The following is a 20,886-nucleotide window of genomic DNA, read 5'->3' on the forward strand; positions in this document are numbered from 1 at the left end:
GGACGTCGGCGAATCACAGCGTGGCGGAGACGTTCTCGGGGTCGATCAGGATCTTCGCGTGCATCTCGGGGCTGCCGAGCGCGGTGAACGCGGATTGGACACCGGACAACCCGACCGTACCGGTGATCAGCGGCGCCGGATCGATCTTTCCGTCGGCGAGCATGTGGAGGGTGTCGCGGAATTCGCGGGGGTCGTAGGCGATGGCGAAGCGCAGGTCGATCTCCTTGTTGACCGCCAGTGCGGGCCGGAAGGTGTCGGTCTCCATGCAGACCCCGACCACGACGACACGTGACCGCAGCGGCGCCCCGGCCAGGATGCCGTCGATGACTCCGGGCATGCCGACACACTCGAAGACGACCGGCCCGGACGGTGTCGCGCCCACCGCGTCGGCGAGGGCGAAGGCGTGCCACCACGGCAGCTTCGGGATGCGGCGCAGCTTCTCCATGGTGTCCAGTCCGAGGGCGAGCACCTCCGTGATGGAGGTCGTCTCCCTGCGCCGCGGATAGGACGTCCAGGGCGACGCCGCGGCAGGGTCGACCACGACGTCGCCCCCGCAATGCCGGGCGAGTTCCCGCCGACGGGTGGAGAAGTCGGCGGCGACCACGGTGCGGACACCGGACGCCTTCAGCATGCTGATCACGGCGAGACCGATCGGGCCACATCCGATGACGATCGCGGTGCGGCCCTTGCCGACGTCACCCTTCCGCACCGCGTGCCACGCCACCGCCATCGGCTCGGTCAGTGCGGCCTTCTCCGCCGACAGCCCGTTCGGCACAGGCAGGGTCATCGACTCCTGCACCACCACCTGTTCCGCATAGCCGCCCGGCGCCGAGGCCGACAGCCCGGTCAGGTGGATGTCCGACCCGGTGCGGACGATGGGCAACGCAACCACCGCGGTACCCACCGGCCACCGCTTTCGGCAACCGGGACCGTAGTCGGCGACGGTGCCGCTGAACTCGTGCCCGAGCACGACTCGCTGGTGGGAACGCATGAAGTCGCGGTAGCCGGTCTCGGCCGCCAGTTCCGCCATCTCGTCGGCGTGTACGCGGGCGTGCAGGTCCGAGCCGCAGATCCCGCACCGGGACACGTCGATCAGCACCTGACCCCGGGCCGGGATCGGAGCCGGGATGTCACCCACCTCCAGGCGAGTCTCGGTGCAGATGACAGCCTTCATGCTGGGCTCCTCGGGTGCGGCGCGGTGGGCCTCCGCTCCGAACGTAGAACACTCCCGGCGCCGAGACACCACGATTGCCGAATGGCCGCCGCAGGGTTGTCCCGTCCCGGCGATGGGTGTAGACCGACAGCATGAGCGTCCTCGGTCAGATGGACTCGTTTCGCCGTGTCTTTCCCACCGCCCGCCGCAACCGCGCAGACCTGTTGCGCTGGTTGCGGCGCCGTCCGCAGCTACTCGCCGCCGTCGGGTTCCACGAGTTCGCGCTCGCGACCAGCGCCAGGGTCGACCCCCGCCTCAAGGCGCTCGGCGAGATCAAAGCGGCCGCGCTGACCAACTGCGAGTACTGCCTCGACATCGGATCGGCATTCAGCCGCGCTCTCGGAGTGAGTGACGCCCAGTTGCGCGCCCTCCCGACATTTCGTGAGAGCAGCGAATTCGACGACACCGAGAAGCTGGTGCTGGAGTTCGCCGAGGCCATCACCCGCACACCCGCCCACATCGGCGAGGACCTGCGACGCTCACTGCTCGCCGAGTTCTCCGAGGCGCAACTGACCGAACTCGCCGCGGCCATCGCCTGGGAGAACCACCGCGGACGTCTCAATCAGGCGCTCGGTGTCCGGCCCTCGGGGTTCTCCGACAGCGACTTCTGCGTCGTGCCCGAGCGGTAGCCGACGGAGTCTCCGAACTCGGTCCGATCGACGCCAGATAGTCAGCGGCAGCGGGAACGGGACAACCCGCCGAGCACGAAACCCAACCCGATGCCGAGCATCCACACGTCCTTCGCGACGGCGATGCCGTTCTCGTTCGGCCAGATGCTGCCGGGGTTACGCAGCGCGGGCGTCCTCGCGTACATCGCCACGAGGCCCCCGGAGAACCCGGTGAGCGCCGCCCCGGCCACAGCGGAGGGCACAAACGGTGCGAGTAGTGCTGCGCCCGTGCCGATCTCGGCGACCGAGAGCAACTTGATGAATCGTTCCGGCGGAATCGCATTCAGGAACGGGAACGCTCCCGCCGCCATACCGTGAATCCCCTGGGCGGTCTGCTCGTCCGCCGACCATTTCTGGATCCCCGTATGGAGGATGAAACCCCCCGTCGCGATGCGCGCGGGAAGGTCGCCGAGTGTGTTCACTCGCATGGTGGTCTCCTGTCGTCCGGGTCGAACCAGAGAACTGTTCCCCTCCTCAGCCTCCCACTCGATCGACGGCCGGGAGCGGTTTCGACGAAGCAGGGGCGCCTGCTGATCGTCGCCGCGCCCCTCGCGGAGCCGCGGCGACGACGGTGCGTGACCGGCGGCTCAGTGGGCGAGGACGACGGCCCCGTCCGTGTCGGCGGCGGCCGCTGACCCCGAACCGGGTGCGCTCAGCTGCGAAATCCGGCGGGGCAACGCGAAGGCCACGATCGCGCCCAGTAGTGCGGAGATCGCGCCGATCACGAACGCGATCGTGATGCCGGTGTCCGTGTAGAAGACCGCCCCCTGCATGACGGTCGCGATGTGCGAGTTCAACACCGAGAAGGCGATCACCGGAAGGATGGCGGGCAGGATGCTCTGGAACACCGCCACCATGCTCGCCGTCGTCGCCTGCAATTGCGGCGGCACCGCGGCGATGAGCAGGTTCGGGATGGAGGCGTACCCCATGCCCATTCCCACGCCGAGGAGTGCGGCGAATCCGATCAGGAGTGCCTTGTCGTCGTGGATCATCGCCGTGAGCAGGCAGGCGGCGGCCATCACGAGCATGCCCACGACCATCAGGACCCGGGGGCGGACGTTCCGGGGAACCAGGGTTCCGACGATGAGTCCGCCGATTACCACGGCGCCACCCAACGGTGCCTGGAAGATCGCGAATCCCTCTGCGCTGATGCCGAATCCGTAACCGAGACCCAGGATCGCCGGGGTCATGCACATCATCGGGAGCATGATCGTGAACACCGAGGACGTGCCGTAGCAGAAGCCCGCGCCGAGCGCCGTCAGGAACACCGGCCGCTTACCGAAGAACCGGATGTCGATCAGCGGGTCCGCGAGCAGGCGTGCGGACACGATCCACGCCACCAGCAGGGCCACACCGCCGGCGATGAATCCGATCGTCGACCCCGACGTCCAGCCCCACGAGGGCCCGAAGCTCACCCCGACGAGGATGCCGGCGAGTCCGGCGCCGAGGAGCGCCGCACCGATCAGGTCGATGCGGGAGCGAAGGCGCACGGGCGACTCCCCGGTCGTCGCCCGGATCAGGACGCTGAGGATCACCAGGCCGGCCACGAAGAACCAGAAGATGCTCCGGAAGCCGAAATTGTCGATCAACCAGCCGGTGAAGAACGGCGCGGGGATTGCGATGAGTCCCATGCCGCTCGTGGCGATGCTGACCGCCAACGCCACCGTCCGGGCGGGGAAGACGTCACGGATGAGCGAGTAGCTCAGGAACAGGCAGGGCACGAGCAGACCGGTGAGTGCGCGGCCGGCGATCAGCACTGCGTACGTCGGTGCTATCGCCGAGATCAGCGACCCGAGCGCCGACAGGCCCACGGCCGTCAGCAGGAGCTTGCGCTTGCCGTGCGTGTCGGCGAGCTTGCCGATCAGCGGGCAGGTGATCGCTCCCACCAGCAGGAACGACGTGAGCAACCACGCGCCCTGGGTCGTCCCGTAGTGGGTGACGATCTGCGGCAATGCGATCGAGATCATCATGTAGCTGACCGCGAGCATCTCCAGAAGCAACACGATCGAGGCGAGCGAGAAGATCAGGCGGGGCGTCCATCGCTCGGTGGTCGCATGGGTGACCATCATCGGGTCCTTTCGAATACCTGCCCGGGACTCGGGGCGGTGCCGCGGCACAGCGGCGGCCCGAGCCGGGCGGTAGGGGTGGGTGGTCACATTCGGTGGTCGAAGTCACGTGAATGTGTAATTGACATCACAGTTCTCGGGGATGCGGCACGCCATGCGGCGTTCCGCCCAGCGGGAAACCGACCGGAGTGCGTGTTCGCCGGTTGACGCGAATCGGTGATTCCCGGTCCCCACTCGAGCGAGGATCGACTCATGGCCGAAACACAGCGCGAGAAGGAGTTCCACCGGCTGAGAACGCCACGCTCGGCGGCCGTCGCGGGGATCGTCTTCGCCGTGCTGTTCGCAACCAGCCTCGTTCTGCTGCGGACCGCGCTGCCGGCGGACCCGTTCGACGAAACCCCCTGGGTGGGGAGCGGCGAGACGCGGATCAAGGCGGCCCTGCTGCTTGCTCCGTTCGCGGGGATCGCGTTCCTCTGGTTCATCGGCGTCATCCGCGACCGGCTCGGTGACCTCGAGGACCGATTCTTCGCGACGGTGTTCCTCGGCAGCGGATTGCTGTTTCTCGCGATGGGTTTCGTCTCGATGGGGGTGGCGGGCGGCGTACTCGCCATTGCCCGCCACTCGGGCAGCTCCGCGAACGAGATCGTCTACTTCGGCCGCGAGATCATGCTGCAGATCAACCACGTCTACGCGCTGCGTATGGCCGCGGTGTTTATGATCTCGCTGGGGACGATCTGGCTGCGGACCGGCCTGGTGCCGCGATGGCTCGTCGTGACCACGTATTTGCTGGCTCTGGCTCTGCTGGTGATCGTCGACTTCAGCCTGTGGACGACATTGGCATTCCCTGCGTGGGTGCTGCTGGTCAGCGTCTACATTCTGGTCACCGGACGCCGCGCGAGCGCGGTCGCCGACCGATCGCTCAGGTCCGCGCCGGCGTCGTGGAGACGAAGTCGTCGATGATCTCGACCACCGCGGCGGGATCCTCGAGGTGGGGATAGTGCCCGACCCCGTCGAGGACGGCGAGCCGGCTCCCGGGAATCGCCTCGTGCGCCGCATATCCGTGCGCGACCGGGATGATGCCGTCCGAATCGCCCCAGATCAGTTGCGTCGGGAGACCCTCGTTCAGGTACAGGCGGCTCAGCGCGCTCACCGCCTGCCCCCGATGGTCGACGACTGCGCGGAGCGTCCGCAGAAACGCCTGCCGGGTGGCCGAATCGGACAGTGACGAGTAGGCGTTCCACATCTCGTCGCCGCGTACCGAGTGGATCCCGACCGCCGAAAGCCAGCCACGGACCTTGTTGCCGGCGTCACGAACCACCGGGGGCGAGACCAACGGCAGGAGAAACTCGGACCCCGGCGCCGCCAGCAACCGCAGGGTCCAGTTCACGTCCGGTCCCAGTCCGCCGCTGCCGATGAGGACCAGTCGGTCACACAGCTCGGGATGCTGGTAGCTGAACTGCATCGCCACCCCGCCGCCGAGGGATTGACCGATCACGGTCACGCGTTCGATGTCCAATTCGTGCAGGAGGTCGCGCAGCCAGGCGGCGAACGCGCCCAGCGAGTAGTCGCCGCGAGGCTTCGCGGAATCACCGTGGCCGGGCAGGTCCGGCGCCAGGACCCGGTACCGCTGCGCCAACTGCGGAAGAATCGCACGCCACGTCGCAGAACTTCCCGCCATCCCGTGGACGAGCAGCAGTGCCTCGCCCTCACCGCCCATCCGGTATGCAACTGCGTCCCCGTGCAGTGCGAGGTGCTGGAGTTGGGACATACAACGACCTCCCGATCGGGTGATGCTGCGGCCTCTTCGGTAACGATAGGGGAGTTTCGCTCGATATCGTCATCAACTGCGGCGTGGGAACTTGATCTCAGCCCCCGGTTGATCTAGCTGGCACCCCAACGCAAGGCTCGAAAAACAGGAGGAACCCGCATGAACTCTGTGTCGAGCCCGGCCATCGCTCGTCCGCGTGTTCTGCTGATCGACGCCGACGTCGAGACATCTCTCGTCGACCGCCTCCGGGATGGGGGATTCTTCGTCACGAGGACGTACGCGGAACCGGTGCGATCGCGGATCGAACCTCCCGACGTGGTCATCGTCGACGCGCGATCGCCGCACCTCGACGCCGACACAACGGTGCGGGCGTTGAAAGCGATGCGATTCGCGCTCGCCATCGTGGTGATCGGCACCTTCCGTTCCGGCAACCGCCGCAGTGACCTCCTCGAGGCCGGCGCCGACGACGTGATGGAGATGCCGGTCGGGGCGGACGAACTCGTCGCACGGCTCCGCGCGATCCTCCGCCGGGTGAAGCCCGACGTGTCCGCACAGGCACCTGCCGGCGCGCAGGACGTCTGCCTGTGCGAGGAGCCTCACGAACCCGACCACGACGGGCTGCGCACCACCCTGACCAGGACGGAATTCGTCCTCTTCACCGTGCTCGCGCAGAATGTCGGCCGAGTCGTCACCCGCCGCGACCTCATGCTCATGGTGTGGGGTGTGACGGTCGAATCGAAGACGAACGTCCTCAATGCCTATGTCTGCTCGCTGCGGCGGAAGCTGGTGGCCGTCGGATCGCCGTACGTCGTCCACACCGTGCGCGGCGTGGGATTCGCGCTCGGCGAGGTCGAACGTCCGGGGAGCATCGACTCCGTCCGTCAGGTGCCTGTCGCCGCCTCGTGACACGGACCCGGCTGCGCGAAGAATTCGAGCGCCCGTTCGAGCACGACATCCGGCGTCTCGTCGACGAGGAAGTGTGAGGCGCCGTCGACGAACTCGACACCGAAGTCGGCGGTGTGCTCCTCGAATCCGCCGAGGAACTCCGGGCGCACGATGGGGTCTTCGGCGCCGATGAGCGCCCGGGTGGGGGTGCTGAGCCGGCAGTGCCTGTACGTGCCGGTCATGATCCGCGCGGCCTCGCGCATGATGAAGCAGCGGTAGAGAGCGGACGCCGCGTCGGCGCGGGCCGGTCCGCGCAGCCGTTCGGCGAACAGTTCGATGTCCCGCTCCGACCAGGCGTTCGGGTTCGTGGTGAAACCCCGCAGCAGGTGGTAGGTCAGCCGTTGATGTCCCCGGCCGAGCAGGCGTGGACCGAAGAACGGTGCGGCGATCACGGGTTGGAACCAGCCGTGCCGGGCGATCGTCAGCAGCAGCCGTGGGTCGAACCGCACGAACGGGTGAGGGACACCGAGGCTCACGTACTTCCGGACACGGTGGGGCGCGCTCAGGCACAGCTCGTATCCGAGCAGTGCGCCCCAGTCGTGCGCGATCAGGCAGACCCGGTCGAGTTCGAGCGCGTCCAGGAGCGCCATGACGTCGGCGAGCAACTGCTCGCGGTCGTATCCGGTGGGCGGGGCGTCGGTCCAGCCGGCGCCGCGAAGATCCGGGCAGATCACCCGGTAGTGCGCGGCCAGCCCCGGGAGTATCCCGCGCCACTCCCACCAGTGCTGGGGGAAGCCGTGGAGCAGCACCACCGGTTCGCCGTGACCGGCCTCGGCCACGTGCATGCGCAGGCCGGGGAGTCGGAGGTAGCGGTGCCGGACACCGTCCAATGCAGGAAAGGTGTTGTCCGGCTCGCCGTTCGGGCCGGAAAGTCTGTCGTTTTCGCGGGCCGCGTGTCTCATGACCTCACGTTACTACGATCATAGTGCCAAGTCACTATGTTTATAGTAGCGGTGTGACGCCAACGAGAACGAGAGCGCTCGACGCAGCGATCGACCTGGTCGGAACCGAGGGTCTGCGATCGCTCACCCACGCCCGGGTCGACGAACGCGCCGACCTCCCGAAGGGAACCACCTCCAACTACTTCCGTACCCGGGCGGCGCTGCTCACCGGCACCGTCGACGCGATCGTGGAACGCGAGATGTCCGAAGTCGGCGTGCTGGCACCGACATCCGCAGACGACCTCGTCGACGCGCTCTGCCGTCTGATCGACTACACGACCGTCACCAACCGAACCGTCACCGCCGCCCGGCTGGTCCTGTTCCTGGAGGCCAGCCACGACCCCGCTCTCCGGGAAGCGCTGGCGCGCGGACGCACAGCCATGGAGGCGTCGGCCGTCTCGGCATTCCACCGGCTGGGAGCACGGGATCCGCAGACCGCCGCCACCGCGGTCATGGCCTGCGCAGAGGGGATGATTCTGCATCGCATCGCCCGATGGGACACCACGGATCCGCGGCCGACGTTCACACTGGTGGTGCGGGCTGCGCTGAACTGACGTCCCGCGTTCGCCGCCGAGAGTCGCTACCGAGATCGGTCACCTCAGGTCGCGTCGGCGGAAGCCGATCAATCCGACTGTGACGAGTGCGGCCGCGATGACCGATTCCCACACGATCGGTGCCGGGTCGAACGCCCCACCAGGAAGTTTCGGAAGGTGACCGAATGGTTCCAGGTCGAGGACCCAGGCCGGGAGGCCGGCGAGGGAGCCGACCGTGAAGATCAGGATGAACGCTACATAGACGGCCCATGCGGCGGGCGCGAGGCGGGGCAGCAGTCCGAACAGTGCCACGGCTACTCCGGCCGCTATCCAGATCGCGGGAAGTTGAACCAGTGCGCCGGCGACCGTCGCGGGGAGCTTGTCCGAGATGTCCCCGACGGACGCGCCGTACGTCACTCCGACGGCGACCCCGGCGACGACGATGGCGACGGCTGGGCCGAGCACCGCGAACAGCAGGTGGCTCAGTGCCCACCGAACGCGGCCGACCGCGCCCGCGATCACCGGCTCGCCGCGTTGCGCGGTTTCCTCGTAATGGAGCCGGAGGGCGGCGGAAATCGCGTATGCCGACGCGGCGATGCCCAGCATGGTGAGCGCGAAGGCGACGAAGACGTCCTCCACGGTTGCATTTCCGCCGAGGCGGGCAAGGAAGTCGTTGATCGTCCGGCTGTCGCCGAGTTGGTTGCCGAGTCCGTGGGCGGCACTGCCGAACAACAGTCCGTACAGGAGCAGGGCGACGGTCCACGCGAGCAGTGTCCCGCGGTGCATCCGCCACGCCAGACCGATGGGCCCCGCGAGAGCCGGCCCGGCGGTCTCGCCGCCGGGGCGTTCCGCGATGAGTCCGCCACCGACGTCGCGGCGGCGAAGCAGCACGTAGGCGCCGGCGGTCGACGCCGCGGTCGCTGCCACATGCAGCAGGAGAACCCACCACCGCTCCTCGGCGAACGGGCGCAGCTGCAACGACCAGCCCTGCGGCGACCACCACGACAATGCCCCGGAACCGGCATCACCGACGGCGCGGAGCGCAAAGAACACTCCGAGTGCGCCCAGCGCGACGCCGCGCGCCGTGCGGGCGGAGGTGGTCAACTGCGCGGCGACGGCGGCTACGCCGGTGAACACGAGACCGCTTGCGGCCAGGGCGGCTCCGTAGCCGATCGAGCCGGCCGGCGGCAGGTCGAACATGCTCAACACGACGGCGAATGCGGTTCCCGTCACGATCGACGCACCCGCGGCAACGACGATCGCGGCGGTCAGTCCGGAGTATCGGCCGACCGCGGTCGAATCGATCAGCTCGGCGCGACCGGATTCCTCCTCGGCCCGGGTGTGCCGGATCACGGTCAGGATCACCGCGACGGCGATCACGGTGTACAGCGCCCCGGCTTTCCAGATCGCCACCGCCCCGGGACTGGGGTTGAATATGGGTCCGTACATGGCGATCTGGGCGGGACTGGCGGCGGTCGCCGCCGCAAACTTCGCCAGATCGGTAGGCGTCGGGTAGACCGATTTGATGCTGCCGGCATAGGTGATCGGCATCAGTACGCCGATGATCACGGTCCACAACGGAAGCACGACCCTGTCGCGGCGCAGGCAGAGTCGAAGAAGGTGCAGTGTGCCGGCGAAGTCCGCAGTGAGACCCGCGCGCACCCCGGCAGCGTCGCGGGGGCCGGTCACGGACGCGGTGGTCATGTCCGCTCCTTCACCCTGCCGGCTGTCGGCTCGTCCGGGGCGCCACCCACCCGATAGTGCCGCAGGAACAACTCCTCCAACGTGGGCGGCGTGCTGACCAGGCTTCGGACGCCCGTGTCCCCGAGCACCCGGATCAGCTGGCCGAGACCTCCGCTGTCGACCTGACAATGCAGCGTGCTGCCGTTGATCACGATATCCGCGACGCCGGGGATGTGGTGCAGGTCGCCCGGGTCGCCGAGCAGTTCGGCGGTGATCGAAGTGCGGCTGAGGTGACGCATCGAGTCGACGGCGCCGCTGTCGACTGTCTTGCCTTCACGGATGATCGTCACCCGATGGCAGAGCGCCTCGACCTCGGAGAGGATGTGGCTCGACAACAGGATGGTGGCGCCGCGGTCGACCGCTTCGCGGGCGCACTCGCGGAAGACTTGCTCCATCAATGGGTCCAGACCGGAGGTGGGTTCGTCGAGGAGCAGAACCCTGGCGTGCGACGAGAGGGCCGACACCAGGGCTACCTTCTGCCGGTTACCTTTGGAGTAGCTCCGCGCCTTCTTGCGCGGATCCAGATCGAACCGATCGATGAGTTCTCCGCGGCGTTGTTCGTCGAGTCCGCCGCGCAATCGTGCCAGCAGGTCGATCGTTTCGCCACCGGACAAGGACGGCCACAGTGTGACGTCGCCGGGCACGTAGGCCACTTCACGGTGCAGCGCGACTGCATCGGACCACGGATCGCGACCGAGCATCCGGGCCTGACCCGACGTGGCACGCAGGATCCCGAGCAGTACACGGATGGTGGTGGATTTTCCGGAACCGTTCGGCCCGAGGAAGCCGTGGATCTCGCCGGTGTCGACGGTGAGATCCAACCCGTCCAGTGCGTGAACGTGACCGAAGTATTTGTGAAGACTGTGCACTTCTATGACGTGGTGCATGTCGGCTCCTGTCCTGCTCAACTGTCGCTGATCCACCGGCCGGTGTACTAGGGCCTTTCGTCCGCGTTCTTTCGTTGCCGCAACCACGCGCGACCGGTCGGGCGAGGTGGTGACCAATGACCCTGACGCGCCGATGGAGCCAGGACCCACACTGAGACTTCGGGGACACGGACCGGGAGGAATTTCCTGTGCGAACCGGCAGAGTGGCTGTTCTCGTCTTGGGCTGTCTGAGCGCCCTGACCGGGTTCGCGCTGCTCACTGCCGCGGTGTTTCTGGGGTGGGCCTACTTCATGCAACGCGACGGGGGGCACTTCACCTCGCCGCGTGAGCACTTCGAGACGAGTGAAAGTGCCCTGGTATCGGAGAAGGTCGATCTCTTCGAGGGCGCCGACTTGCCGGAAGGGTTCAGCACCGAGGACCTCGGCCGGGTACTGCTGCGAGCCACCGCCACCGATCCCAGCCAGGAGATCTTCATCGGGATCGGCCCTCGTGACGAGGTCGACAAGTACTTCACCGACGTTGCTCGCACCGAGGTGACAGACGTGCACTTCGATCCGTTCCGACCGACCTATCGGCAGATTCCTGGAACCCGGCCCGCGGAAGCACCAGGGGCGCAGTCGTTCTGGTCGACCTCTTCAGCGGGTCCCGGCACACAAGAAGTGCGCTGGGAGCTGCAGCAGGGTGCCTGGACGGCTGTCGTGATGAATGCCGACGCCGCCCCCGGGGTGTCCGCCGACATTCAGGCCGGGGCACGCCTCGCCTTCCTCGGACCGCTCGCTCTGAGTGTCCTGATCGGTGCAGTCGTCTTTCTGATCATCGGAATCCCGTTGATCGTGGCAGGAGCGATCGGTCTGGGTCGGCACGGTCCGCCGCAACCGCATCCCGTCGGACGGGACGCAGCCGGCGACACGTTCGCCGGCGACGTCACCCACCCCCAGGTTCCATGGACCGTCTATCCCACTCGTCTCGTGGGTGAACTCGACGAGCCACTGTCGCGATGGCTGTGGCTGGTGAAGTGGTTACTGGCGATCCCGCACTACTTCGTGCTCTTCTTCCTCGGGGTCGCGTTCGTCGTCACCACCCTGGTGTCCGGATTCGTGATCCTGTTCACGGCGCGGTATCCGCGGGCCCTCTTCGACTTCGGCGTCGGCGTTCTCCGGTGGTGGTGGCGCGTGCAGTTCTATACCTACTCGGCCCTGGCGACGGACCGCTACCCACCCTTCACCCTGAAACGTACCGACTATCCGGCGGACTTCGACGTCGATTATCCCGTGCGGCTGTCCCGCGGACTGGTGCTCGTGAAGTGGTGGCTGTTGGCGATCCCGCACTACCTGATCCTGTCGCTACTCGCGGGAGGGTGGTTCGGGAGCTGGCGTGCCGGAGCGTTCGCCGCCGACGGTGCGCACTACGGGCAGACGTGGCTCTTCGGTTCTCTGCTCGGTCTCGTGGTGACCTTCTCGGCAATTGCGCTTCTCTTCACCGGACGGTACCCACACGGTCTTTTCGACTTCGTGATGGGCATCAACCGCTGGGCGTTTCGCGTCGCGGCCTACGCGACCCTGATGCGGGACGAGTACCCACCGTTCCGCCTCGATCAGGGACCGTTCGAGCCGGATGAGCCCAGGCCTCACTCGGGCGGAGACGATTCCGGTGCCGACACCTCTCCGGAAAGGCCGCGCCCATGAAAGTACTGGTGGCGTACGCGACAGCGAAGGGCTCGACCCGCGGGATAGCCGAGAGACTCGGGTCGTGTATCGAAGGTTTCGGGCAGGAAGTCGATGTGCGGGTGGCCGCGGACGTGTCACACGTGCACTCCTACGACGTGATCGTTCTCGGAAGCGCGATCCATGACGGGCAGTGGCTCGCCGACGCCTCCGACGCGGTCGAGCGCCTGCGGTCGCAATTCGAGGGGAAGCGAGTATGGGCGTTCTCGGTGTCGTCGGTGGGCGTCACCAGCACGACCCTGTCCAAGCGGCTGGCGCGTCTTCTTCGTCGCATGACACCGGAGCCTCGAGCGGTGCAGTTGCTGCGGGATGCGGCCGACGTGCGCGACCACCGATTCTTCGCCGGGGCGATCGCCCCGGGTGATTGGCCAGGATTCGGGCGAGTCGTCTTCAGGCTCATGGGTGGGCACTACGGCGACGCCCGGGACTGGTCGGACGTGTGCGCGTGGGCAGGCACCATCGCCGCCGAATCGACCCGGGACACGGAAAGACGGACCTAGATCCAGTGGTCGGCGCCGCGGAGGCATTGCTCTCGCGGTGCCGGGCCGGTGGAGGTGAGATCGGAGGAGCATCGATGAGTCCAGTGAAGAGGCGTGTGACGTGGGCGAGTCTGACAACGCCGCAGCGCGCCGCGCTGGTCGTGGCGGCGGCGGTGCAATTGGGGCTGGCCGTGGCGGCCTGGGCGGATCTGGCGAAGCGTGATCCCCGCGAGATCAGGGGGAGCCGAACCATTTGGGCTGCCGTGATCGCGGTGAACTTCATCGGACCCATTGCGTATTTCCGGTGGGCTCGCCGCACCCCGGAGGAGGCACGATGAAGGGCCGGAAACCGTTCAGGGTGAGCCGATTCCCTCGCTCTGCTTGACCTCGCGGCGGAGCGCATCGAGCTGCGGCGCCGTTCCGAGTGCAATGACAATGGTGCCCGGGTCCAGACGTCGCTCCAGCGGGGGATTGGCAATGAACTGCCCCGTCGGTGACCGCAACGCCATCAACAGCGAGCCGGTGGCCGCCGCGAGGTCCGCTTCCGCCAGGGTCCGCCCGGCCAGCGGCGAACCAGCCGAGACCTCGACCTCCTCGATCCGGTAGTCCAGTGTCTCGTCGTGCATCACGACGTCCAGGAACTCGGCGACGTGTGGCTGGAGCGCGAAGGCACCCATCCGGCGCCCCCCGATGAGCTGAGGGTTGACGACGCGGTTTGCTCCCGCCCGAATCAGCTTGGATGTCGAACCGTCGTTGCGGGCGCGGGCGATGATGATCAGGTCCGGCCGCAACGCGCGGCTCGAGAGGGTGACGTAGACATTGTCCGCGTCGGTGTCGAGCGCCGTGATCAGAGCGTGGGCACGGCCGATTCCCGCCGCTTCGAGAACCTCGTCGTCAGTGACATCCCCGACTACTGTCGGGACGTCGAGGTCGCCGAGGCGCTCCGGATCTCGATCGACGACGACGACCGGCATCCCGAGCGTGGCCAGGTACTGCGCTCCGGCCCGTCCGACCCGGCCGAAACCACAGATGATCGCGTGCCCGGTCATCCGGCTGATGTGTCTGTCCATTCGTCGACGCTCCATGTGCTGACGTAGATGTCCCTCGATGAGTGCTTCGAGGATTACCCCGAAGGTGTACAGAGCCGTACCGGCACCCGCAAGTATGAGCAGGATCGTGAAGATCTGGCCCACCGCACCGAGTGGGTGGACTTCACGAAACCCGACCGTGCTGATCGTCGTCACGGTTTGGTACAGCGCATCCAGAATGCCGAAGCCCAGGACGACATACCCGAGCGTGCCTGCAACGACGACGAACCCGAAGGCCCCCAGTGCGCGGCCGATCCTCAGGAGGGGACTCATCACGGTCCTCCCGGCCTGCCCGTCGTGGGGTGCCACGGTCACTTGCCTGCGTACCGAAGGCGGCGGTGCGGACCGGCAAAGATGACCGGGCACGTCGCGTGCATGAGGACGCCCGTGGCCGTGCGGCCGAGCATTCCGCGCGGTGCAGCGGGGACACCGCGTCCGACGATCAGCAACTCGGCCGACGACGAGTAGCGGACCAACACTTCATCCGCCGGCGCCTCCGTGGTGATCGGGTCCACGACGACCTCGGGGAAGCGGCCCCTCTCCGGCGCCAACCATGCATCGAGACGATCTCGCGCCTCGTCCGAACCTGCGGTGAGGTCCGGTATCGACGAATTCGGTCCGGTCGCGACGGAGTGCACAGCGCGCAGCACGGTCCCGCTCAGTTGTGCGTGCCGAAATGCATAGTGCAGGACGTCCGGTTCGCCGTCCGACCGTACTCCTGTCACAATCGACCCACCGGTGCGGCGAAACCCAGGCCTGACCACCGCAACTGGACAGGCGGAGCGTGCGATCAGCGCCGCGGTCGTCACGAGCGACGCGGGTGCGGAGGACGAGTCGCTCCTGGCGCCGAGCACCAGCAGTTCGGCCGCGTCCGCGGCCTCGAGGAGTGCTGTGAAGGACGTTCCCGCCCGCATCTCCATTCTGATTTCGGTGGTCCCGGGCCGCGTGGGTCCGGAGGCGGCGACGTGGCGGGCGACTTCTGCGGCCTCGGTGAGGTGCATGTGCGCGTCCTGGGCTCGCTGTCGCTCGTGCTCCCCGTGGTGTGCCTCGCCCCGTCGCCCACCTTCGGAGGGATCGTGCACGAAGAGCAGCCGCAACGGAACACGATGAAGGGCAGCAACTTCCGCCGCCCACGCGGCGGCGTTCAGCGCACCGCGCGAACCGTCGATCCCGACAACGATGTGACGAGGATGATGGGCGGCGTCACTCATTCCATTTTCCGTTTCTCTGGATCGGCTCGGGGCGAAAGCGTGGTCTGGGCAATCTGAGACTGGATCGGCATCGTCACGATCCGCAGCCGAGTCGGAAATGAACACCTCGCTCGTACTGAGTCACGACACGCATGGAAAGGGCAAGGAGAAGCCCGCGTGAAACGACTACGGCGAGAATGATCACGGCAGGCATGACGGCTCCGACGTCGACGAAGGGGTACGTCTACATCGAAGGCGGCTGGGCGGCATGGCAGTAGGGCCGACGGTCACTAGTTGGGGCATTTCGTCAAGGGTGGTGGTCGTTCGCGGAGAGAGGCACTTCGGCCCTGTTCCCTCCCGGATCGACGCCGCAAGGATCGAACTGGGGCACGGAATACACACGCGTCCGGACACTGGGAAGCAGGGTGACATGAGCGCGACCACAGCGACGCCGGCGGAGCGGCCGGAGCAAGTCTTTCAAGACCGACGGGAGGCCGGACGGGTCCTGGCAGGACTCCTCGAAGGCTTTCGCGGCAACCCGAAGGTCACCGTGCTCGGGCTGGCGCGGGGAGGCATCCCCGTGGCGTGGGAGGTGGCAGCCTCGTTGGGTGCCCCCCTCGACGCCTTCGTCGTGCGTAAGCTCGGTGTGCCGGGCCACGCGGAGTTCGCGATGGGCGCACTGGCCAGCGGCGGAACCGTGGTGGTCAACGACGACTTGATACGAGACCTGCGAATCTCGCCGGAACAGATCCGCCGGGAGCTCGATCGCGAGGGCCGGGAACTGCTGCGACGGGAAGCCGTCTACCGAGAGAACCGACCGCCTCCCGACGTCGCCGACAAGATCGTCATCCTCGTCGACGACGGCCTCGCCACCGGCGCGAGTATGTTCGCTGCCGTCGACTCACTGCGCCGACAGGAACCTGCCCAGATCGTGGTGGCGGTGCCCGCCGCACCGGAGTCCACCTGCCGCGACCTCGGCGCCATGGTCGACGACGTGGTGTGCGCAACGATGCCGTTTCCCTTCCACGCAGTCGGCGAGTCGTTCTGGAACTTCGCACAGGTCACCGACAGCGAGGTCCTGACGCTCCTGCGCACGCCCACTTCCGCTGGGACAGCTCGTGATGCGAAGGCGCTCGAATTCGGTTCGGCAGCAACAGCTGTACGTATCGCGGCGCTCGATGCCCCGGACGGTGTCCCCTCGCTCAACGTGCTTCTCGATCTGGTGGGTGACGCCCGGATCGTGGTGATCGGCGAAAGCTCGCACGGCACTCACGAGTTCTATGCGGCGCGCGCGGAAATCACCAAACGGCTAGTCGAGGACAAGGGATTCTCGGCGATTGCTGCGGAGGCCGACTGGCCGGACGCCTACCGCGTCAACCGCTACGTGCGCGGTGGTGGTCACGACACGACCGCCGAAGAAGCTCTCCGTGGGTTCGAGCGGTTCCCGTCCTGGATGTGGCGGAATGCCCCGGTACTGGACTTCGTCGGATGGTTGAAGGAACACAACGACCGCTCGAGGGCGCAAGGACGAACCCTCACGGGGTTCTACGGTCTCGATCTGTACAGCCTGCACAGATCGATGCGTGAGGTCGTGGAATACCTCGATCGGGTGGACCCCGCGGCCGCTCGGCGTGCGCGTGACCGCTACTCCTGCTTCGATCACCTCAGTGGCGACGACGGCCAATCATATGGCTACGCAGCGGCATTCGGTGCAGGGGAGTCGTGCGAGCAGCAGGTTGTCGAACAACTCGTCGAGCTGCAACGCCATTCCCTCGAGTATGTTCGGCGCGACGGAATGACCGCCGAGGACGAGCAGTTCTACGCCGAACGCAACGCGGTGAGTGTGTGCGATGCCGAGGGCTACTACCGAACGATGTTCAGTGGCCGCGTGTCCTCGTGGAACCTACGGGATCGTCATATGGTTCAGACACTGGCAGCCCTCGTCTCGCACCTCGACCGACACTCGGGCAGAGCATCTCGGATAGTGGTGTGGGCACACAACTCGCACGCCGGCGACGCGCGCGCAACCGAGGCCGGAACCCACGGCGAAGTGACCGTGGGGCAACTGGTGCGGGAAGCGTATCCCGACGCCTGTCGGCTGATCGGGTTCACCACGTTCGAGGGCTCGGTCACCGCGGCGAGTCAGTGGGGTGGACCGGCCGAACGCAAGGAAGTGCGCCCGGCGTTGCCCGGTAGCGTCGAGGAACTCTTCCACGAACTCGGAGAGCCGTCCTTCCTCGTGCGCACAGACGAGGGGAACGCTGCCGCGAGGACACTGCGGGCTGCGAGACTGCAGCGGGCGATAGGGGTGATCTACCGACCCGAGACCGAGCGGCAGAGTCACTACTTCCACACCCGGATCTCGGATCAGTTCGATGCGGTAATCCATATCGACACGACCAGGGCGGTCGAGCCCCTCGAACGCACAAGTCTCTGGGTTGAAGGCGAAACACCGGAGACCTATCCCTCGGCGTTCTAGCAACCGGTCCCGGTCGTCCATGTGTAGGCCGTGCGGTGCGAACGGGGCGAGCCCGTGAGCTGGTCTGTCAGGCAGGGCATCCGAGGAGTTCGAGTTCCTCTGCGACAACGAGGTCGACTTCCTCATCGGTCAAGCCGCCGAGAAGGTGCAACAGCAGCATCGATCCCATCTCCCTCAGCCGAGCCGGGCGCCTCACGTATCTCCTGGTCGGGGTGGGTCGTGGGGTGTCTTCCCGTGTCTATGTTCCATCGAACCCGGTGTACGCGGGCCGGCCGAGAGGACTTGGTCTTTTACCGAGGGGCCACTAGACATCGACTTGTGGCACCCGCCCCGGTAGCTCAAGGTTGGCACGATCGGACCCACCATCCGACCCGGGTCCGCCGTCGGGGACCTTCGGCCCTCGCGCCGCCCCGCGTGCAGCGGCGAGGGTAGACGTATGGGATACCAGGTCGAACTCGTCGAGATCGAGGCGCACCCGGCCGCCGTGGTGCGGGACCGCCTCCGTCTGGACCACATCGAGGACTTTCTCGGGCCAGCTTTCGGTGAGGTGGTCACTGTCGCAGAACGGCAGGGCCGGTACGTCACCGGTGCCCCGTTCGCGCGGTACCGCCAGGCGGAGGACGGGCAGTGGGACGTCGAGGCCGGATTCCCCCTCAGCGGCGGCATCGCCGCCCGCGGTCGAGTCGAGCCGACGTCGCAACCGGCGGGTCGCGCCGCCACCACTCTCCATATCGGGGACTACAAGGGAGTCGGCGCAGCGTACGCAGCCGCCACACACTGGATCACCGCGCACGGCTACGTCCCGTCCGGAGACCCGTGGGAGTCCTACCTGGACGGGCCCGGAGTCGCCGCGCCCCGCACCGAGGTGTTCATGCCCTGCATTCGGCGCCCCGCCGTGAACCGGGATCAGGGGCGAGGCGGCGAGGCCGTCGCGCGCGAGGACGAGACGACGACAGTCTCCAATCCTGGTGCAGAGCACTCCATCCGTGACGCCGAACCACGACCGGTGCCCTTGCGGGTTGCGGCGCCGCGATTGTTCCGGTGTGCCGCGCGTACGGCGAACCTCCTCGCCCTCCGCCGCCTTCACCAACCGAAACGGCACAGGGGCCGGAGAATGACCTTCGCTGACGGCACCACCGGAGTCGTCTACCGCGAGACCGTCATGCGCGGTGAGTCTCCACCCGATCCGGCGGTCCTCGTCGTCTCCTTCCGACTGCGCGGTGTCCACGGCTGGGGTCACCCGCTGTTCAGGGCCGAAAGCCTGCTCAACACAGCATTGTTCGCGGGGTTCCCCGGATTCGTGTCGAAGCTGTGGCTCACCGCGGACGAAGAGGACCGGTACCGCGGTTTCTACCAGTGGGACGGCGCACGCTCCGCCGAGGAGTACGTCCGGGTGTTGTGGTGGCCTCTCGCGCTGGTGAGCCATCGGTCTTCGATCCGATACTGCATCTTGCCCGGTCGTCTTCGCGACGACGTTCTCGAACGCGCCGAGTCAGGAGAGGACACCGCGCAGCCTGACACGGCGTGGTGGCGGCTCGTCCGGACGGAGACGAAACCGAGATGACCGCGCCGGACGGGCAGCCTCTCGACGTGCTCGTCGTCGGCGCAGGCCCGACCGGACTCGCCGCGGCGCTGATCGCTCACGATCACGGCGCACACGTGCGCATCGTCGACCGCAGACCCGACGCACCCCGATTCTCGCGGGCTTTCCTCGTCCAGTCCCGGACCCTCGAAGTACTGCGGCCGCACGGTGTGACCGATGAACTCCTCGCGCTCGGAGACTCCAACCCGCAGGTGCACCTCCACCTGCGTCGGCGCTGTGTGCCCGTCCACGTGGGTGAAATACGGCTGCCGGACACCGCATTCCCGAATTTCCTGCTCGTGCGGCAAGGCGACGTGGAAGCCGTTCTGCGACGAGCACTCCGCGGCCGTGGCGTCGAGGTGGAGTGGGAGACGCAGTACGAGTCCTTCCGGGCAGTCGGCGGAGTCGTCTGCGATGTGACGCATCACGGCATCCGCCGACAAGTCGAGGCCCGGTTCCTCGTCGGCTGTGACGGCAGCACCAGCACGGTGCGCGCGACGGCCGGCATCTCCTGGGACGGGTCGGTGTACCCGCACGAGATTCTCCTCGCCGACGTCGAACTCGAGGGTGAGGTCCAGACCGGCGTCGCACACGTCGCGGTCCACCGTGAGGGGCTGCTGTTCCTGCTGCCGCTGGGCGAAACCGCTCGCTGGCGGGTGCTCACCGCCCAACCCCCGAACTGCGCGGAGGCCCCGACCGACCGACACCACCTGCAGAAGATCCTCGACAGGGCTGACGTGCATGCCCGCATCACCCGGATCGCCTGGTCGGAGCGGGTACCGGTCCAGCACCGCGTCGCGTCCCGGTATCGATGCGGGCCGGTCTTTCTCGCAGGGGACGCCGCTCATGCCTTCTCCCCGGCGGGCGGCCAGGGCATGAACACAGGTATCCAGGACTCTGCCGACCTGGGGTGGAAACTCGCGTTCGCGGCACACCTCCGGCCCGGTGGCGACGCCACCCTGTTGCGGTCGTATGCGGAGGACCGTCGGCCCGCCGCCCACCAGGTGCTGCTGCTGACCCACGTGCTGTTCTGGGCCGAGGCCGGCCGCGGTCGGGTGCCGTCGCTTCTACGCGGCGCCTTCTCCTCCGCAGGGGCACCGCTGGTCCCGGTGCTGTTGCGGCGGCGTCGGCTCGTCGCGCACGCGGTGCGAGTGCTCGCCCAGCTTCGCCGGCACTATCGGCGCGGTCCACTGTCGGTCGAGGGGTCCGGCTATTCCGGCGTCGCCGCCCCGGCCGGTGAACGGATCCCGGACGAGGAGGTGACCGTCGACGGCGGCCGGCAACGTCTGCACGACCTGATCGCGACGCCGGCAGTACAGGTGCTCCTACATCGGGACACGCAGTGGGGAATGCCGCCGGCGCCTGACGGACGGCTACAGGTCCACCGAATTCGCAGCTGGTCGGGTACCGGCATCGTGATCGTTCGCCCAGACGGATACGTCGGGTTTCGGAGCGGCTCCGACACTCGGGGGGCCGCCGAGTGGCTGGAACTGATCGGAGCGTCTCCGGCACGCTCGACGTGACGTTGCGGCATCTCCGGTCGGCGCCGGCTGAGGACCGCGATTGGCGACCAATGGCCC

19 protein-coding genes are annotated in these 20,886 nt (G+C 67.3%); 10 read left to right on the forward strand and 9 right to left on the reverse strand.

The genetic code is table 11. From position 1 onward, the window contains the following. Positions 1 to 13 precede the first annotated feature (13 nt). On the reverse strand, positions 14 to 1,174 hold the full coding sequence (locus tag G9373_RS28340) for a zinc-binding dehydrogenase (protein WP_005561459.1): 1,161 nt from the start codon (positions 1,172 to 1,174) through the stop codon (positions 14 to 16). Between the two features lie 131 nt (positions 1,175 to 1,305). Between G9373_RS28340 and G9373_RS28345 the strand changes: the two genes are divergently transcribed. Next, positions 1,306 to 1,842, forward strand: a complete 537-nt coding sequence (locus tag G9373_RS28345; protein WP_005561461.1) for a carboxymuconolactone decarboxylase family protein — start codon at positions 1,306 to 1,308, stop codon at positions 1,840 to 1,842. 41 nt (positions 1,843 to 1,883) lie between these two features. Here the strand turns inward: G9373_RS28345 and G9373_RS28350 are convergent, their stop codons facing one another. Together G9373_RS28350 and G9373_RS28355 are read right to left on the reverse strand one after the other, a co-directional pair. Next, entirely contained in the window at positions 1,884 to 2,309 is a 426-nt protein-coding gene (locus G9373_RS28350) for a hypothetical protein (protein ID WP_005561462.1), read from the reverse strand. Positions 2,310 to 2,468: 159 nt separating this feature from the next. Then, the gene (locus G9373_RS28355) at positions 2,469 to 3,950 is read right to left on the reverse strand and encodes an MFS transporter (RefSeq protein ID WP_065491151.1); all 1,482 of its coding nucleotides are present in this window, start codon (positions 3,948 to 3,950) and stop codon (positions 2,469 to 2,471) included. A gap of 249 nt (positions 3,951 to 4,199) precedes the next feature. On the opposite strand from G9373_RS28355, the gene G9373_RS28360 reads away from it, so the two are divergent. Continuing rightward, positions 4,200 to 4,907: a hypothetical protein gene (locus G9373_RS28360; RefSeq protein ID WP_054245565.1), complete on the forward strand. Its 708-nt coding sequence runs from the start codon at positions 4,200 to 4,202 to the stop codon at positions 4,905 to 4,907. Here G9373_RS28360 and G9373_RS28365 read toward each other — a convergent pair. Then, a complete protein-coding gene (locus G9373_RS28365; RefSeq protein ID WP_167117872.1) occupies positions 4,867 to 5,715 on the reverse strand; it encodes an alpha/beta fold hydrolase in 849 nt (282 codons plus the stop codon). The two genes, G9373_RS28360 and G9373_RS28365, sit on opposite strands and share 41 nt — an antisense overlap. Before the next feature lie 159 nt (positions 5,716 to 5,874). Between G9373_RS28365 and G9373_RS28370 the strand changes: the two genes are divergently transcribed. Then, positions 5,875 to 6,621: a response regulator transcription factor gene (locus G9373_RS28370; protein WP_005257175.1), complete on the forward strand. Its 747-nt coding sequence runs from the start codon at positions 5,875 to 5,877 to the stop codon at positions 6,619 to 6,621. On the opposite strand, the gene G9373_RS28375 is transcribed toward G9373_RS28370, so the two are convergent. Further along, positions 6,597 to 7,562, reverse strand: coding sequence for an alpha/beta hydrolase (locus G9373_RS28375; protein WP_167117874.1), 966 nt, complete (start codon positions 7,560 to 7,562; stop codon positions 6,597 to 6,599). The genes G9373_RS28370 and G9373_RS28375 overlap by 25 nt on opposite strands. Before the next feature lie 53 nt (positions 7,563 to 7,615). On the opposite strand from G9373_RS28375, the gene G9373_RS28380 reads away from it, so the two are divergent. Then, entirely contained in the window at positions 7,616 to 8,155 is a 540-nt protein-coding gene (locus tag G9373_RS28380) for a TetR family transcriptional regulator (RefSeq protein ID WP_005572908.1), read from the forward strand. 39 nt (positions 8,156 to 8,194) lie between these two features. On the opposite strand, the gene G9373_RS28385 is transcribed toward G9373_RS28380, so the two are convergent. Continuing rightward, positions 8,195 to 9,838 carry a hypothetical protein gene (locus G9373_RS28385; RefSeq protein ID WP_064080117.1) on the reverse strand — a complete coding sequence of 548 codons (1,644 nt, stop codon included), beginning with the start codon at positions 9,836 to 9,838 and terminating at the stop codon, positions 8,195 to 8,197. Then, entirely contained in the window at positions 9,835 to 10,764 is a 930-nt protein-coding gene (locus G9373_RS28390; protein WP_005563458.1) for an ABC transporter ATP-binding protein, read from the reverse strand. Before G9373_RS28390 ends, G9373_RS28385 begins: the two co-directional genes overlap by 4 nt. Before the next feature lie 188 nt (positions 10,765 to 10,952). Between G9373_RS28390 and G9373_RS28395 the strand changes: the two genes are divergently transcribed. The 3 genes from G9373_RS28395 to G9373_RS28405 all read left to right on the forward strand — a co-directional run bounded on the left by G9373_RS28395 (position 10,953) and on the right by G9373_RS28405 (position 13,305). Then, complete coding sequence (locus G9373_RS28395; protein WP_064080116.1) at positions 10,953 to 12,449, forward strand: DUF4389 domain-containing protein; 1,497 nt, start codon at positions 10,953 to 10,955, stop codon at positions 12,447 to 12,449. Further along, a complete protein-coding gene (locus G9373_RS28400; protein WP_005563455.1) occupies positions 12,446 to 12,988 on the forward strand; it encodes a flavodoxin domain-containing protein in 543 nt (180 codons plus the stop codon). Before G9373_RS28395 ends, G9373_RS28400 begins: the two co-directional genes overlap by 4 nt. Positions 12,989 to 13,062: 74 nt before the next feature. After that, on the forward strand, positions 13,063 to 13,305 hold the full coding sequence (locus G9373_RS28405) for a PLDc N-terminal domain-containing protein (protein WP_054245559.1): 243 nt from the start codon (positions 13,063 to 13,065) through the stop codon (positions 13,303 to 13,305). Between the two features lie 15 nt (positions 13,306 to 13,320). Here G9373_RS28405 and G9373_RS28410 read toward each other — a convergent pair whose 3' ends face one another. Then, a complete protein-coding gene (locus tag G9373_RS28410; RefSeq protein WP_167117877.1) occupies positions 13,321 to 14,328 on the reverse strand; it encodes a potassium channel protein in 1,008 nt (335 codons plus the stop codon). Between the two features lie 38 nt (positions 14,329 to 14,366). After that, complete coding sequence (locus G9373_RS28415) at positions 14,367 to 15,266, reverse strand: universal stress protein (RefSeq protein ID WP_082359685.1); 900 nt, start codon at positions 15,264 to 15,266, stop codon at positions 14,367 to 14,369. A 409-nt stretch (positions 15,267 to 15,675) separates the two neighbouring features. Between G9373_RS28415 and G9373_RS28420 the strand changes: the two genes are divergently transcribed. The 3 genes from G9373_RS28420 (at position 15,676) to G9373_RS28435 (ending at position 20,829) form a co-directional block, all read left to right on the forward strand. Beyond that, entirely contained in the window at positions 15,676 to 17,724 is a 2,049-nt protein-coding gene (locus G9373_RS28420; RefSeq protein WP_167117879.1) for an erythromycin esterase family protein, read from the forward strand. Between the two features lie 436 nt (positions 17,725 to 18,160). Beyond that, the gene (locus G9373_RS46755) at positions 18,161 to 19,288 is read left to right on the forward strand and encodes a GyrI-like domain-containing protein (protein WP_240960777.1); all 1,128 of its coding nucleotides are present in this window, start codon (positions 18,161 to 18,163) and stop codon (positions 19,286 to 19,288) included. Next, the gene (locus G9373_RS28435) at positions 19,285 to 20,829 is read left to right on the forward strand and encodes an FAD-dependent monooxygenase (RefSeq protein ID WP_167117881.1); all 1,545 of its coding nucleotides are present in this window, start codon (positions 19,285 to 19,287) and stop codon (positions 20,827 to 20,829) included. The genes G9373_RS46755 and G9373_RS28435 overlap by 4 nt, the downstream gene beginning before the upstream one ends. The last annotated feature ends 57 nt before the right edge of the window (positions 20,830 to 20,886 follow it).

Origin of the sequence: Rhodococcus sp. A14 (assembly GCF_011603105.1) — a bacterium.
Lineage (GTDB): Bacteria > Actinomycetota > Actinomycetes > Mycobacteriales > Mycobacteriaceae > Rhodococcus_F > Rhodococcus_F opacus.